Genomic DNA, 14,782 nt, shown 5'->3' on the forward strand with positions numbered 1-14,782 from the left:
ACGGTATCTTTTCGCTTCTACTCAGGCATGCGCAGATAAAAACGTGGCAAGGTGGTGTCTCCCCAGCTCCCCGCTCAGGTTCAGTTCAATCGCTCATCTGTTCGCACTCGTATAACATGCTCCAGAGGGTACACGAATATCTTACCATCGCCGAATTTGCCCGTTTTCGCCGCACGTGATATCGCACTGACCAACTGCTCGACCAGCTCGTCCTTCACCACCGTCTCAATTTTGACTTTTGGCAGCGTATCTACCTCCATGCGTCGTCCCCTGAACTGCAAGGCGATGCCTTTCTGCTCCCCTCGTCCTGTCACCTCGGTTATGGTCATGGCAACATGCCCCTGCTTTTCCAGGGCCGCTTTAACCTGTTCAAGCCTTTCTGGCCGAATTATCGCTTCGATCTTCTTCATACCCTTTCCTCCTATCTGTTACTTCAGCCACTGTACGCTCTTTCTCCATGCTGTGAAAGATCCGCACCGACATATTCTTCCTCCTCGGTCACCCGTAACCCGATCGTTATGTCCACGAGTTTGGCGAGTAGAAACGCGAGCCCGAACGCGTAGATAATTGCTGCTCCGGCACCGATGACCTGAGCCATGAATTGATGCACATTACCATAGAGCAAACCCGAGTATCCACCTATTGCTTCGGTTGCAAATATGCCCGTGGCCAGTGCGCCCCAGAGTCCGCCAACACCGTGTATTGCCCATGCATCAAGGCTCTCATCCAGCTTTATCTTAATTCTGAACAGCATTGCCCGGTAACAGATAACCCCTGCAACCAGTCCGATCGCTATGGAAGACAGTGGCGTAACAAATCCTGCTGCTGGTGTTATCGCAACGAGTCCTGCGATAGCGCCACTTACCACACCCAGCGAGCTTGGTTTTCCCTGTGCCCAGTTTGCAGCCATCCAGCCAATAGCTCCGGCTGCAGCGGACGTGTTGGTGACGACGAATGCATTGGCTGCAAGCCCATTTGCAGCAAGGGCGCTACCTCCATTGAACCCAAACCACCCGAACCAGAGCAAGGCCGCACCAAGAAGCGTCAGCGGGATGTTATGCGGGCCCATCGGCTCCTCGCCAAATCCGCGCCTCTTGCCAATCACCAGTGCCAAAGCCAGAGCCGAAAAACCCGAGCTAATGTGCACCACGGTGCCTCCAGCGAAATCTAACGCGCCCAGTTCAGCAAGCCATCCGCCTCCCCACACCCAATGAGCGAGTGGATCGTAAATGAGCGTTGTCCACAGCAGCCCAAAGACAATGAATGCGCTTATCTTCACTCGTTCAGCCATTGTGCTGGTAAGAATAGCAAGCGTCACCACAGCAAAAGCGAGCTGGAACGCCATGAATGCTAAGTGCGGAACAGTCAAAGCTCCGGTGGTCTCCATGCCGACATTCCGCAGTCCCAGATACTCGAGGTTGCCGATAAATCCCGCTATGTCAGAGCCGAAGGACAAACTGTATCCTACGAGTACCCACTGAATACTGATCAATGCGAGCGCTACAAACGAGAGTGTAAGCATTGCGATGACATTTTTCTTCCGGACCATCCCACCATAGAATAGCCCGACACCCGGGGTCATCAACATCACCAAAGCGGTCGAGACGAGTATCCACGTCGTATTTCCACTGTCCAGCATGTTTACCCTGTTTCACCTCCCCCCGTGGACCTGGTTGGGTCATCATCCACTCCCCAATTTCCGGAGTGCGATCTCGATGGCGTGTCCGGGACGGCAAGCCTGACCGATACTACTGTAGCATTTCGTCTTAGCGATGCGTTTACTCTGCCCATATTCCTTTCTTACTCCTTTTATTATCTGGTATTACTATGATCGTTAAATGCCCTTTTAAAGGGTATTTGAGAACACAGCATAAAAGTTAAGATGATATCTTACGTTATATAGCACTCTAAAACATGAATAGTCTGCACGCTTGTTGGGAAACTATCACACTATTTATGAATAGTTATGAACTGCTAAAGTGTGATAATGAATTTACTATACTGCTTTTTATGCTTTTTTTCGTAGCTTTTCAGTTACTTAGACTTCAAAGTTACACGGGATTAGTATCTATTATTCGTGGAATTATGACTACTAGTAAGAAGAATGCCGAGCGGTTAAGCTTGCATTTTTAGCAGTGCCTTATCACCGCTGTCTGTAAAGCAACTGTTGCGTTTTAAGCGCATTCTCTCTCATCATAAAAATAAGAAGAGCGGGCGAATGCCCGCTCATAAGGCCTCCTCGCCTTGCTCGCCCGTTCTCACCCGGATAACTTCTTCGATCGGCATCACAAAGATCATGCCATCGCCGAAATTACCCGTGTATGCGCTCTCCCTGATGGCCTTCACGGCCGTCTTGACCTCTTTGTCCTTGACCACGACCTCCAGCTTGAGCTTCGGGAGCATATCCACCGTGTATGACGTAGCACGCCACTGTAGTTTCACCCCTTTCTGCTGGCCGCGGCCCTTCACTTCTGCTACATTCAACCCCGTGATACCGATCTTCTCGAGCGCGGACTTGACCTCGTCGAGCTTCTCTTCCCGTATGATCGCTTCTATCTTCTTCATCCTTGTTTACCTCCAGCTGTCCATCGGTCCTGGATAGCTCGGTGTGCCGTGCTCACTGATGTCCAGGCCCACTATTTCCTCTTCTTTTGACACGCGTAGCCCTATTGCGTACTTTATCACGGCGAATAGTAGTAGCCCCAGCCCGAACGCCCAGAGGAACACCACTGCTGCACTGATCGCTTGCGCCACGAACTGCCCGCTGCTGCCGGCGATAAGACCGCGCACGTCACCGTAGGTGCCGTCTGCGAAGATGCCGACCGCGAGTAGCCCCCAGAGGCCGTTGACGCCGTGCACCGAGACGGCGCCGACCGGATCGTCGATCTTCAGCACCCACTCCACGAACCATATACTTGCCATTACCAGTATGCCCGCGATCGCACCGATGAGTACCGCGGCCCACGGTGGCACGTAGGCGCAGGGCGCGGTGATCGCGACGAGTCCTGCCAACGACCCGTTACAGATGAGGAAGATGTTCGCCTTTCCGGTTCTGAAGAAGGTGGTATAACAGGCCACGACGGCGCCCGCAGCACCCGCTAAGAAGGTGTTCACCGCGATCACGGCTATCCGCAGATCGGTAGCTGCGAGCGTGCTGCCCGGGTTGAAGCCGAACCAGCCGAAGAAGAGGACGAAGGTGCCCAGCACGATGTAGGTGACGTTGTGTCCTGGTATGGCAACCGGAGTACCGTCCGTCTTGAATTTGCCGGTTCGAGGGCCCACAAGATACGCACCTGCCAGAGCGACGAAGCCGCCGACGGCGTGCACCACGCCCGACCCCGCGAAGTCCACAGCGCCTGCGCCGAAGGGTAATGTCGAGAGCCAGCCACCACCCCAGACCCAGTGTCCATAGATCGGGTAGATCACCGCGGTCACGAGCACGGTGTACACGAGATAAGCCTGGAACTTTGTCCGTCCGGCCATCGCACCCGCCACGATCGTCGCCGCGGTTGCTGCGAACATCGCCTGGAACAGCCAGACCATGCTCGTGGTCACATCGTACGCGTCTCCGGCAAGCAGCCAGCCGCTGTACCCGATAAGGGCGTTGCCAAGCTCCAGACCTGGCGCAACACCACTCCCGCCGAACATCAAGGCAAAGCCCACGACCAGGAAGAAGATCGCGCCCAGTGAGAAGTCCATGTAGCTCTTTGCGAGATAGTTCACGGTGTTCTTTGTCCTGATCGCGCCGACGCCGACGAGCGCAAATCCCGCCTGCATGAAGAAGACGAGAAACGCCGAGACGAGCACCCAGGTGAAGTTGATCGCGGTCTTCAAACCCTCAAGATCGCCCGTGTACGTACTCGCACCGCTCGGATCGCCGGCCATCGCGCCCGGCACCAGTGCCCACAAGCAGGCACCTGCCACGAGCGTTCCTATTATCACTGCAGTCCGCGGTCTTTTCGCGCTCTTTCCTATTACTTCTTTCATCTTATCTTTTAGGTACCTCCTGCATGGCAATTACAAACACTATATAAATACAGTAGTTGAGAATTCAGCTTAACAATTAAGAAAAATATTAAATTTTTCCATTAAGTATTCATTAAACAGTACAAAATATCTTTTTTTTAGATAGTTGTGAACTTAAAATAACGATTATGAACAGTTATGAAAAGCTCATGAGTAAGCTTTTAAACGACCGATATTTATCGGTGCCTTGCAGATATATTATTCAATATTCGTGAATATTAATTGTAATAGATAGTGGCTGGTAATGTCTGCACTGCGACAGTAAAGCGGACTTTACGTGCATTACTGGGCCGCGAGTTCTCGAACCTTCTGCAGATTCTCACGGTCTCCCCGGCGGTCGTCAACCGGTGTCTCGAGGATCAGCGGCAGCCTCGTGATCCGCTCATCGTGCAGGATCACCCGGAAACCGTCCTCGCCGATATACCCGAGCCCGATATGCTCATGACGATCAAGTTTGGAGCCGAGCCCGCCCTTAGCATCGTTGAGGTGGATGAGCGTGAGCTGGTCAAGTCCTAACACGTCATCGAACTGCTGCAGCGTTTTCTCAAGGCTCGCTTCGGTTCGCAGCTCGTAGCCGGCGACGAAGGCGTGACAGGTATCGAAGCAGATACCGATCCGGTCATTCTGCTCGATCTGATCGACGATCCGGCGTATGTGCTCAAACGCACCGCCCATACTATTCTTGGTGTCCGCGGTATTCTCCAGGAGCAGCATGACGCTGTTCTCAACCTCACTGAATGCGGTGTTAATCGCTGAAACGATCTGCTGGAGGCCTGCCTCTTCACCCGAGCCCCGGTGACTACCGAGATGAGTGACGAGATACGGGATCTGGAGCGCACCACATCGCTCCAATTCCGCGGTAAGCGCTGCTACAGACTTCTCATAGACCTCGCCGGTCGCTGCGGCGAGATTGGGCAGGTACGGCATGTGATCGACCGGCGGGTATATACCTGATTTCTCGCGTTTCTCCACGAAATGGCCGGCTTCTGTATCGCTCAGCGGCTTGATCTTCCAGCCACGGGGGTTGCGCGAGAAGATCTGGAAGGTATCACAGCCCTTCTCCTGCGCACGATCCACCGCCCTGTCGATCGAGCCTGCGATTGAGACGTGCACGCCCACGTGAATCATCACCTGTTCTCTCCCGTAACGGTAGTAGCGATTCAGAGTAGATTAAGGGTCTGGTGGCTGCTTAGAATCCGTCTAACCTGAAGCTCTTCAGCAACCGCTTCATTCACGAAACCGAGCGCTCAACCCACTCCAGGTACTGTTCGGAGCCAGCTACAACCGGCAGTACCAGTATCTCCGGCACCTCGTAACTGTGCACTTCGTTGATCCGCGCCACGATGCGATCTATCTTGCTCTTCACGGTCTTTATGATGAGTAAGCACTCCTTATCCGCGCACAGCTCGCCTTGCCAGCGATAAAACGAGCGGACAGCGGTAACGTTCACGCAGGCGGCCAGACGTTCCTCCACGAGCAGCTTCGCTAGCTGTTCAGACTCCCCCTCACTCGCCGTGCAGAGGAGCACACAGAACTCCGAGCTCATTACTTTGTGCTCAGCTCTTCCAGAACCTCACGCGGCAGTTGCTTCGCGAGATCGATCTTCTTCACGCACGCGGTCTTTATCCCGCGCTTCTTCGCCGCCTCGCGCAGGTCCTTCGCCGCAATCCCCTTCACCAGTGCCTCTAACTCCTCTCCCATCTCTTCATTCACCTCCTTACCGTATCCCTCCGGTATCTATAACAATTGTGATTGCTCGCTATAAGGTATTCGCTCACAGGGTCAGGGTCGGTGCCTGCTACTTGTGGTAATTGTTGTGAGACCGCAGGGTGATTCGGTGAACCAGCAGAACCAAGGTCTTTAAATCATAACAATTGTTATATCTATGTACTCATCGCAACAGAGCGGAGGTGTGTGCTATGTGCAGTGCAGGTGGAGGCGATTTCGACCTCGATATTGAGCAGTTAAAACTCGAGCGGTACACGTGCAACGACTGCGGCAACAAGTTCGATTCGCTGGGCGAGAAGGTCGTATGCCCCTCATGCTGGTCTGAGAACGTGATCAAGGACTAACTCGGGAGACGGCGCTGATCGTATTACCAGTAGTAGGTAGTTCGGTGTCGGCGTGCGTTACGTATGGTGCTTTTTGGAGGGCGAAGCGGATGAAGCAGGATTTGAGCAGTCTCCTGGCCGACCTGAGCGTGATCCATCAGGATTTCAAGCTCATTCACGCGCGTGAGATCGAGGTGGCGGAATGGGTGCGCTGGAAATGCAGGTACGGCTGTAAGGCCTACGGCAAGCATCTGGGCTGCCCGCCCTATACGCCTGAGGTCGAGGAGACGCGTAAGCTGGTGCAGTGCTATGAGCGCGCGATCGTCGTGCGTCTGGAAGCCCACCCGAACCGCAATGTCCCCCCATCAAGCATCCACCACCATCTCTGGGATTCGATCAAGCAGCTCCATGATACGCTCTTTGCGCTGGAACGACATGCTTTTCTGGCCGGTTATTACAAGGCCTTTGCATTGGGCGGGCTCCCCTGCTCCTATTGCGACGATTGCCTGCCAGAACGGCCGGACGTTCGACTGGATCATGCGACGAAGCGTTTTTGCCAGCACCAGGACCGGATGCGGCCCTCGATGGAGGCCGTCGGGATCGACGCGTTCGCTACCGTGCGGCGCGTCGGCTATGAGGTTGAGGTGCTCACCTCGCCCGAGCAACCCGTTACCTTGTTCGGATTGGTCCTGCTGGACTAAGCGCCATCGTGTAGCCCGACCAATTCAAGCGAGTAATCAAGCTCTGATAACGTTTCCGCTCGACCGTACTTAATTGACGCGCCTACTGTCACTTCGCCTTTCGTTCTCTTCTCAGCCGCTCGATCACGTCCGGTCCTTTAATCTTCAGGACGAACGCGCCATGGCAGGGCTTCACATACGGGAAAATGAGGTCATCACCGTCCACGCCCACGAAAATCGGTGGATTACCGATCAAATACGCATCAAACAATTGATAACCGGGCTCTACTTCGTACACCTCTTTGTAATTGCCCCTGATGAATTCCCGGCACTCTTTAAACGAGACCCGCGATTGCAGGATCTTATAGTCCATCAGTTCAATGCAGCCCATCGTTCTGTATCCTCGAGTAATGCGTCTATTAGCTGCTTTGGCAGCTGTGGATTATGCACTGCCTTTGCCACGAGTTTCTCGCACTCGCAGTCGATCTCAGCGGCGAGCGCTTCGGCATCGTGACCAAGCACGATTGCAACGAGTTTTGCCGGTGAGATATGGTGAACGGTGGCGAGATAAGAAACGCCAGCATCGTTATGCACAAAAACGGCACACCAATCGATGGCTATCCGCTTCTCCACCAGCGCTTTGATACAGGAATCTAAGTCGTGCAGGTGCTTTTTGTCCACATAGTGCCCGTGCGGGTCCGAGACCGTGAGGAGCTGGAGCGCCGTGGGTGTTCCGGCGACGGACACAGCCAGGCCCGCATCCTTGAGTCTGCTCGCAAGGTACAGTGCAATGCCCGTCTGGATCGGAAGTTCCGGACAGCCGAGCAGAATGAGTGCTTTTTTACGCATCGTCCTCATCTACTATCTTTTTTATCCACGTTAAAGCTTCGTTCACCTACTCGCGCTTCACGTCCCATCTGCGTGATCTGCAGAAAGGCGTGTTGAGAAGGCGCGTGAAGGTGCTGCGATCAGATGGAGCAGGTCTCTAAAAGCACACCCTGCTCATTCCGGACTGTGAGGGTGTACCTATGAACTACCCCTCATTCACCTTAAGAAAGAGCCTATTTTTAGTGGCGGTGCTATCTCATGGATATGAGCAATAAACAAGAAACGGAAAAGGGAATGTGGTGGTTGGGCTTTCTGGGTTTCTTAGGTTAGGCTTTCAAGGATTCCTGGCGTTTGCGTTACATGAACCCTTATTGCTGTTTAACTTCTGCCTGTTTGCTCTCTTTACGTATTTCCGGTATTTTAAAGAGGAACTAAAATACATGGGCATCCTTGGGATACTGGGTTTGGCAATAGCAATCCTTGGAGTTGTTTGATTCATAACCGTGTAGCTCAGTTTGCCCTTCCTGCTATCCGATCCGTGCATGGATCCGATGTACTCGGGCAATTCCTCGCTGCGGAGGAAGTCAGATTAACTGGAGAAGCAGCGTATCCACTAGCCCAGCCGGTAGGGAGAACTGAGTTGTGCTGCTTGAGCCTTGATCGTTGGTATGAGTCCCTCAAACGAGTCCCTCAAACGTCTTCGTTACGTCCCCCAGGAGCTTTTTCTCCTCGGCACTCAGATTAGGTGATACCTGCAGACCCTTCAAGATGCCAATGGCCTCGATCGTCTTATTGGCCTGCTCTGCCGGTGTTACCTTCTCAGCCGCTTTCTTCGCTCGCGTCGTCGCCCGCTTGTGCTTCATCCTGACGTGCCGCGCTAAATCAAGGGGCTTCTCAAAGACTTCGCCACAGTACTTGCAGTTATATTTTGCCATAATGACTGAAAAAATAGTTGCTCTATTTAAAGGTTTCGATTTCAATGAATTATCCTCGTATAAAAGTAACAAAAAAACAATTGAGATGTGGCAATCTCGCGGAATACCTGGCGTTGTTATCAGCATACCCCCGCGTGAGCTTTGGATATCAACCCAGCGCTCAGCCAGGAATAAGCGAACGTCTTACATAACGGCGCATCCAACCCTGTATGAGGGCGATTTGGAATAAGTCTATCAGTGGGAAGGCTTGTTACTATTCCCCTCACATTGTACTGCTGTGGCGTCCACGCATGGCTGATTTCCGCATGCTCTGCAGCGGGCATCATGCACCGATCCACTACCCGCGTGTCTGTGAAGAAGGTGGCAAGGAGATTGGCGTAAGTGAGAGGTAGAATGAGCGCTTTTTTACGTCTCGACCTCCTCCTCTAATACCGTTTTTAACGCTTCGATTGCATCTTCACGCTTCACATCCTGCCGCTCGCTCTGCAGGAAGGCGCGCAGCCGCCTGAAGTCCGCGTTCAGTTCAGCTTCTGCACGCGTGATGATCGCCTCGAAATCACGTTCCGGATATCAGGTCATTCTTCATCCCCTGATCGATAATGCCCTTCGCGGCGGCGTGATCGAGGTTGTATCGTATATTTACCCGTGGCTGGAACGTCTCGGGATCAAAAAGTAACGTGACTTCGTCGTCCGAGATTAGCTCGCCGCGGTTATATCGCTCGTAAACGAGCCCAACGCCCGTCGGATATTTCACGACCTCCGCTGCTTGTATGGAACCGATCACCCCACAGGTGGGACCGATTACCGATACCGGCTCTGATGGATACGCTTCGGGGAATATGCAGCGCAAACAGGCGGTCTTTCCGGGAATGATCGTTGCCGCCTGACCGTCGAAGCCCTGCACGCCACCGTAGAAATAAGGGATGCCGGTTTGCAGTGCAGCGCGGTTGAGGAGGTACCGCGTGTGAAAATTGTCGAGCGCGTCCACAATCGCATCTGAATCACGCACGATCTCGGTAACCGTCTCCTCATCGATGCGCTGCGTGACCATCGTCACGACAGCAGCAGGATTCATGCAGGAGAGCTTTCTCCGAAACGAGTCGGCTTTCTGCGTCCCGAGATCATCATCCCAATGTAGCATCTGGCGGTTAAGATTGCTGAGCTCAACCACATCGTCATCAACGATGCGAATATGGCCGATTCCCGCAGCCGTTAAATACGCCGCTGAGACCGAGCCGAGTCCGCCAGCCCCAGCAATGGTCACGGTTGCCGCTCTGAGCCGTTTCTGACCAGCCTCACCGAGGAGTTTCAGTTGTCGTGCGTATCGCACCAACTCGGCTTCACTTACTTAGGATAGCCGCAACTGCAGCATCCGCATCCACGTCCCTCGATCGCCTTATAGTACGCATAGCATTCGCGACAGACTTCACGACCGTAGAGCGTCAAAGGATCCGCAGTTTCCGTGCCGCACAGTTCACAGGTAACCATGTTCTAAACCCTCCTTAAAACCGCACCTGCTTACTGGAAACCCATGAACTCATGTACGCGGACGACGCCCTTAACCTCGGGGATTCGCTCCCGTAGGGTCGCCTCGACGAAATTCACCAGCGTGTACTGACTCATGGGGCAGCCCGCACAGGCGCCCTGCAACTTCACTTTGACGATACCATCATCCACGCCCACCAGCTCGATACTACCGCCCTCCATCATAAGGAGCGGTTTGATCTCTTTCTCAATGACTTCTCTCACCTTTTCAATCATTGCTCTTCACGTCCTACTATAACGATCGTTATATAAAAAGATTGAAACTGAGGGCTTGAAAGCGAGCACTGAGGGTTACTATTGGACGGCTGAGAAGGGCTGTGGTGATGGAACCCCTGGAGCTCAGGTTTCGAGAATGGTCCATAAACCGTGGAGAGCATATTGTGGGTATTCTCGTGACTGCGAAGCACCGCCAGAATGCGTTTCGGGCCTGCGAGTACCGGATCAACGAGTTGAAGTCGCTCGTGTTGATCTGGCAGCGAAGAGAATAGCCCGTCCACCTGCATCACCTCAGTTCTTCTGTTCTGGAGTGAGCGGAACGTACCTGGCCACTAGGTGCGCGAATAAGATCTATCCGAAGATGAGATATAGTCCAAGCGCCAAGAAAAGGAGTCCTATTACCTCGCGTAAAAGCCGTTCGAGCTTATACACGTTCTTAACGTGCTTGTTCATTTCCTGCACGCCGAGGAAGAAGAATAGGGAGAAGATGAGCACGGGAATGCCTGTTCCAAGCCCCTAAATTGCAGGAAGAATGAGTCCTGAGTCAGAGGCGAGCCCGAGCGGTATCAGCGCACCGAAGAACAGCACGGCGCTGTAAGGACAGAAGGCGAGCGCGAAGAGCACGCCAAGAAGGAATGCACCGACCAGGCCGAAGCTCGCGGCCTTCTGGCCGAGCCGCTCAGTAAGACCACCGCTACCAAACGTCAGGTTAATATGGATCAGTCCGATCATAACCAGCCCGGTAACACTCATCACCATGCCTAAGATTGTGCCGTGAATACCCTGGAGCGCAAGCGAAAGATCAATCACATTCATGCCGAGCACCAGGATGCCCACACCCATTACCGAGTAGGCAACGATGCGGCCCAACGTGTACGTGAGCCCCGTGAAGGGCGTGTGACGCGGATCCTTTACGTCACGAGAAATATACGCGATGGCAGCGATATTAGTGGCGCGCGGGCAGGGACTGATAGAGGTCAAGACGCCGAGCAGGAACGCGACGAGAAGGACGAATTCCGTGTTCGCGATCACATCGTTGACAAGAGCATCAAGCATAATCTTCACCCGCCATGAGCGCATCCAGCTTGGCTTTGAATACGGTCATATACTCCTCTTTATCGCCGATATAGCCCCACATGTCGTTCGCACTGTATATCTCCTCTTCACCCTCGCGCATAACCGTAATGAAGAGCGAGGAGCCCATCGCCCCATACTTCCGCACTAACTCGTCATTTTTAGGATCCTGGTAGTTCACCGTCTCGTAGGTGATTTTCCCCGCGGCGTATTCTGCCGGGAAGTATACTTCGATCGTCTCCTTCGCGTAGTTGCCGAGGAGCAGGCACGAATGACAGACTCGCGTGGGCTGGAATTTTATCACTCTGATCGTGTCCGGTACCGCTTTGGCGGTAGTGGGTGTCGTGGTGAGTGCGGGTGTTGCCGTGGTCGTTGGGTTGTTCTTTGCGGCATTACCGGGTTCTGAGTCCGGTGCGATACAGCCGCAGACGAGGAGCAGGAGCAGCACGCCGGTCAGAATGATGCCAGCAGCGCAGGTTAGCTTAAACGGGCCGGGCATTCCTGCAGCCATTGTTTCAGTTCCTCCCTACTCGGTATTCTGCCGCTCGCCCGTACCCGCCCGTCGATAACGACCGTGGGTGTTATCATAACACCGTAGCGCAGTATCTCGTCGAAATCTTCCACCTTCTCCAGCTTCACCTCGATGCCGAGATCCGCAATCGCGCGCTGCGCATTCGCGTACGCCTTCCGGCATTTGGGGCAGCCCGTGCCCAGAATCTTTATTTACGTCTCACCTTCTTCAATCCTGGCTTTTAATCGCGTCCACACCGCCGAGTACCACCCGTCCGAACTCCGTGAGATGGTAGATGAGAAACGTTCCGTTTTGTGTGCACGTTACCAGTCCTGCTTTCTTCAGCACGCCCAGGTGATACGACAGCTTTGAATATTCGCAATCGAGAAGTTCTATCAGGACACAGACACAGAGGTCAGAAACACGCAACGCCTTCAAGATCCGCAGCCGGAGCGGGTCTGCAAGCGCTTTGAATACGGTGACGGGTGCGCCCACGTCCACTGCCGTCGCCTCTTTGACGCGCTCTAACGTCTCCAGGGGGATCTCGTATGAAGCAGGAATGTTGCAGCTATAGCCGTGGTTGCATGCCACCGCTCGCTTCTTTTTGCGTGCTGCAACGCTCACCTCATTCTCTGATGCGCCCATTGCTCTTTTATCCCCGCTCCTCGTGGCTTTTACCGTGTCATATCTCTGGGTCGTCCGCGCTTTCATGCCCGATCCGATATTTCAAGATTATTTGAAATTGCCGCATAAAAAACTGGTGGTGTGGCCGAAGCTCCGGGATGCTTCGTCCATGCAATACCCTATGCTCGAGAGAAAGATAGTAACTCCGAGCGAGCATGAAGAACCTTCACACCCGTTAAAATCGCTTCGGCAGTGCGCGTTCATGCAGCTTCACCGCGAGGAGCAGGAATAGTGCGGAAAAGCCGAGCAAAGCCGCGAAATCCACGGAGACCGGGTAATAGGCATAGCCCTGCAGTGCATATCGCGCCAGATCGGTGAAATAGGTCAGTGGTGAGAGCGAGGCTACCGCGACACCCCAGCCCGGCATCTGCTCGACCGGGATGAAGATACCACTGATGAAGATCACCGGGAACTTCACGAACGTGGAGAGCATCATGATGTTCGAGACCAGGCTCGTCGGCGGTGTGGAGAAGAGCAAGCCGAGCGCGGAGAAACAGAACGCGGCGAGGATGATCGCTGCGAGTAAGATGATCGGGCTCCGCACGCCAACACCGAGCGCAACGCCCACGGCAACGGGCACGGCCGAGATGCAGACGCCGAAGATGAAACTGGCCAGGATATCGCCCAGTATCAGGGTTCGCACGGAGATAGGGCAGGAGATGAGCCGCTCCAGCGTCCTCATCTGCGTCTCCCACGGCATGATCACCGGCGAGACCGAGGTGGCAGTGAAGAAGAGGGTCATGGCCATGAGCCCGGGTATGAGGAACGCCGCGGGCAAGTCGCGGCCGATGGTGAAGGCGAGGAAGAGGAAGAGCGGGAACAATACGCCGAAGATGACCACGGGCCCCTTAAAGTAGTAGAGCTGGATGTCCTTCCTGGTGATCGCCCAGACCTTCATACTCATTCAGGTGCGCCTCCCGTTAGTTTCACGAAGACGTCCTCCAGCGAGGGGGACTGAACGTTTACACTGATAAGCTTCAATCCGTTACGTGTGGCGAACCCCATGATCGAGCTGATCACCTCGTGCGGCTCGGTGGTATACAGCCGGTAGGCATCACCTATGCGCTCGGCGCTGGGTGGCGGGCTGCTGGGTGTTTTGTCGAAGCTGAACTCGACGGTTACCGTACCACCGATCCGGTGCCGCAAGATCTCGGGGCTTTCAAGGGCCACCATCTGACCGCGGTTGATGATCTCCACGCGATCGCAGAGCATGCTCACCTCCTGCATGTTGTGGGACGTGAGAAAGACCGTCCGGCCCTCATCCCTGAGCGCCCGTATCTTCTGCCTGATCGATCGCGCACTCTGGACGTCCAGGCCGCTCGTCGGCTCATCGAGAAAGAGAACCTCCGGGTTACTCACAAGTGCCATCGCGAGCATGAGCCGCTGCTTCATGCCTTTCGAGAAGCCCTTCACCTTGCTCGCTCGCCGCTCATAGAGCCCGAATTCCGTGAGCAGGCGGGCTGCTCGCTGCTCACCGTCGCGTCGTGGGATGCCATAGAGCGACGCGATGAGCATGAGGTTGCCCCAGGCGGTTAGATCACCATAGGCATTCGCCGTCTCGGGCACCACGCCCAGTACGGCCTTCGCCTTCACCAGATCCGTTTTGAGGTCATGCCCCCGTACCCGAGCCTCTCCGGCATCCGGCTTGAGCACGCCGGTGAGCATGCGTACCGTGGTCGTCTTACCCGCGCCATTGGGCCCGAGGAAGCCGAAGATCTCGCCCTGATGCACCGTGAACGTAACGCGATCAACAGCGCTCAGCCCGTTAAAACTCTTGCTCAGGTCCCTTACGTCGATTGCTTCCATCTGCACCGCCCTTTATACCGTAGCTCGATCCACATCGTTACTGAACCTGTTTTTCATCTCTTATTGGCGGTCCCGCAAGCTTAATGCGGCTGCTGGATGCCCAGAATGCTCATACGTGTGCGTGGTGCTATGCCCCGCACGCTGCCCTGAGGAGCGAAGATCACGTGCGTCGGCGTAACATCATAGCGCTCAATACCGACGGTTATGGTGCCCTCACCGTCAAGCACGATGAACAGGACCGCATAAGGCTCGGGATGCGGCGGGATCTCCTGCCCTGCCTCCAGGCATACCAGGACGGCATTAAACCATTCGGTCTTGAGCAGGTCGTGTTTGACCGGAGCGTTCTCATCGTATTCGATACGTCCCTGTATATCAAAGTGGTCTATCAGGTCTACCATACTATTTCACCTCCTTTTTCGTCTTTAA

The 14,782-nt window shown here is 54.4% G+C and carries 21 protein-coding genes; 3 read left to right on the forward strand and 18 right to left on the reverse strand.

The annotated features are described in order from the left end of the window. Positions 1–80 precede the first annotated feature (80 nt). The 6 genes from ENN68_05620 to ENN68_05645 form a co-directional block, all read right to left on the reverse strand. A complete protein-coding gene (locus ENN68_05620; protein HDS45556.1) occupies positions 81–410 on the reverse strand; it encodes a P-II family nitrogen regulator in 330 nt (109 codons plus the stop codon). A gap of 23 nt (positions 411–433) precedes the next feature. After that, a complete protein-coding gene (locus tag ENN68_05625; protein ID HDS45557.1) occupies positions 434–1,639 on the reverse strand; it encodes an ammonium transporter in 1,206 nt (401 codons plus the stop codon). A gap of 587 nt (positions 1,640–2,226) precedes the next feature. Then, entirely contained in the window at positions 2,227–2,565 is a 339-nt protein-coding gene (locus tag ENN68_05630) for a P-II family nitrogen regulator (protein ID HDS45558.1), read from the reverse strand. 6 nt (positions 2,566–2,571) lie between these two features. Then, positions 2,572–3,987, reverse strand: coding sequence for an ammonium transporter (locus tag ENN68_05635; GenBank protein ID HDS45559.1), 1,416 nt, complete (start codon positions 3,985–3,987; stop codon positions 2,572–2,574). 321 nt (positions 3,988–4,308) lie between these two features. After that, entirely contained in the window at positions 4,309–5,154 is an 846-nt protein-coding gene (locus tag ENN68_05640) for a deoxyribonuclease IV (protein HDS45560.1), read from the reverse strand. Positions 5,155–5,257: 103 nt separating this feature from the next. Beyond that, positions 5,258–5,572, reverse strand: coding sequence for a divalent-cation tolerance protein CutA (locus tag ENN68_05645; protein ID HDS45561.1), 315 nt, complete (start codon positions 5,570–5,572; stop codon positions 5,258–5,260). Between the two features lie 615 nt (positions 5,573–6,187). Here ENN68_05645 and ENN68_05650 point away from each other — a divergent pair. Further along, positions 6,188–6,778, forward strand: a complete 591-nt coding sequence (locus ENN68_05650; protein ID HDS45562.1) for a DUF2284 domain-containing protein — start codon at positions 6,188–6,190, stop codon at positions 6,776–6,778. Positions 6,779–6,866: 88 nt separating this feature from the next. On the opposite strand, the gene ENN68_05655 is transcribed toward ENN68_05650, so the two are convergent. Beyond that, positions 6,867–7,148 (reverse strand): DUF1894 domain-containing protein, encoded by a 282-nt coding sequence (locus tag ENN68_05655; GenBank protein ID HDS45563.1) that lies wholly within the window; start codon positions 7,146–7,148, stop codon positions 6,867–6,869. After that, positions 7,130–7,606 (reverse strand): DUF1890 domain-containing protein, encoded by a 477-nt coding sequence (locus tag ENN68_05660; GenBank protein HDS45564.1) that lies wholly within the window; start codon positions 7,604–7,606, stop codon positions 7,130–7,132. The genes ENN68_05655 and ENN68_05660 overlap by 19 nt, the downstream gene beginning before the upstream one ends. Positions 7,607–7,881: 275 nt before the next feature. Here ENN68_05660 and ENN68_05665 point away from each other — a divergent pair, with 275 nt between their 5' ends. Next, the gene (locus ENN68_05665; protein ID HDS45565.1) at positions 7,882–8,079 is read left to right on the forward strand and encodes a hypothetical protein; all 198 of its coding nucleotides are present in this window, start codon (positions 7,882–7,884) and stop codon (positions 8,077–8,079) included. 183 nt (positions 8,080–8,262) lie between these two features. Here the strand turns inward: ENN68_05665 and ENN68_05670 are convergent, their stop codons facing one another. The 3 genes from ENN68_05670 to ENN68_05680 all read right to left on the reverse strand — a co-directional run bounded on the left by ENN68_05670 (position 8,263) and on the right by ENN68_05680 (position 10,281). Further along, positions 8,263–8,520, reverse strand: a complete 258-nt coding sequence (locus ENN68_05670; GenBank protein HDS45566.1) for a hypothetical protein — start codon at positions 8,518–8,520, stop codon at positions 8,263–8,265. Between the two features lie 556 nt (positions 8,521–9,076). After that, positions 9,077–9,853 (reverse strand): adenylyltransferase, encoded by a 777-nt coding sequence (locus tag ENN68_05675; protein HDS45567.1) that lies wholly within the window; start codon positions 9,851–9,853, stop codon positions 9,077–9,079. A gap of 185 nt (positions 9,854–10,038) precedes the next feature. Beyond that, a complete protein-coding gene (locus tag ENN68_05680; GenBank protein HDS45568.1) occupies positions 10,039–10,281 on the reverse strand; it encodes a NifU family protein in 243 nt (80 codons plus the stop codon). A 107-nt stretch (positions 10,282–10,388) separates the two neighbouring features. Between ENN68_05680 and ENN68_05685 the strand changes: the two genes are divergently transcribed. Then, positions 10,389–10,553, forward strand: coding sequence for a hypothetical protein (locus ENN68_05685; protein HDS45569.1), 165 nt, complete (start codon positions 10,389–10,391; stop codon positions 10,551–10,553). Between the two features lie 244 nt (positions 10,554–10,797). On the opposite strand, the gene ENN68_05690 is transcribed toward ENN68_05685, so the two are convergent. The 7 genes from ENN68_05690 to ENN68_05720 all read right to left on the reverse strand — a co-directional run bounded on the left by ENN68_05690 (position 10,798) and on the right by ENN68_05720 (position 14,754). After that, positions 10,798–11,361 carry a sulfite exporter TauE/SafE family protein gene (locus ENN68_05690; GenBank protein ID HDS45570.1) on the reverse strand — a complete coding sequence of 188 codons (564 nt, stop codon included), beginning with the start codon at positions 11,359–11,361 and terminating at the stop codon, positions 10,798–10,800. Continuing rightward, positions 11,330–11,866, reverse strand: coding sequence for a hypothetical protein (locus ENN68_05695; protein HDS45571.1), 537 nt, complete (start codon positions 11,864–11,866; stop codon positions 11,330–11,332). Before ENN68_05695 ends, ENN68_05690 begins: the two co-directional genes overlap by 32 nt. Beyond that, complete coding sequence (locus ENN68_05700) at positions 11,833–12,078, reverse strand: thioredoxin family protein (GenBank protein ID HDS45572.1); 246 nt, start codon at positions 12,076–12,078, stop codon at positions 11,833–11,835. The genes ENN68_05695 and ENN68_05700 overlap by 34 nt, the downstream gene beginning before the upstream one ends. A gap of 16 nt (positions 12,079–12,094) precedes the next feature. Next, complete coding sequence (locus ENN68_05705) at positions 12,095–12,511, reverse strand: ArsR family transcriptional regulator (GenBank protein HDS45573.1); 417 nt, start codon at positions 12,509–12,511, stop codon at positions 12,095–12,097. Between the two features lie 214 nt (positions 12,512–12,725). After that, positions 12,726–13,454, reverse strand: a complete 729-nt coding sequence (locus ENN68_05710) for an ABC transporter permease (protein HDS45574.1) — start codon at positions 13,452–13,454, stop codon at positions 12,726–12,728. Continuing rightward, the gene (locus tag ENN68_05715; protein HDS45575.1) at positions 13,451–14,356 is read right to left on the reverse strand and encodes an ABC transporter ATP-binding protein; all 906 of its coding nucleotides are present in this window, start codon (positions 14,354–14,356) and stop codon (positions 13,451–13,453) included. The genes ENN68_05710 and ENN68_05715 overlap by 4 nt, the downstream gene beginning before the upstream one ends. A gap of 80 nt (positions 14,357–14,436) precedes the next feature. Continuing rightward, positions 14,437–14,754, reverse strand: a complete 318-nt coding sequence (locus ENN68_05720) for a cupin domain-containing protein (protein HDS45576.1) — start codon at positions 14,752–14,754, stop codon at positions 14,437–14,439. Between the last annotated feature and the right edge of the window lie 28 nt (positions 14,755–14,782).

It is taken from the genome of Methanomicrobia archaeon, assembly GCA_011049045.1.
GTDB lineage: Archaea > Halobacteriota > Syntropharchaeia > Alkanophagales > Methanospirareceae > JACGMN01.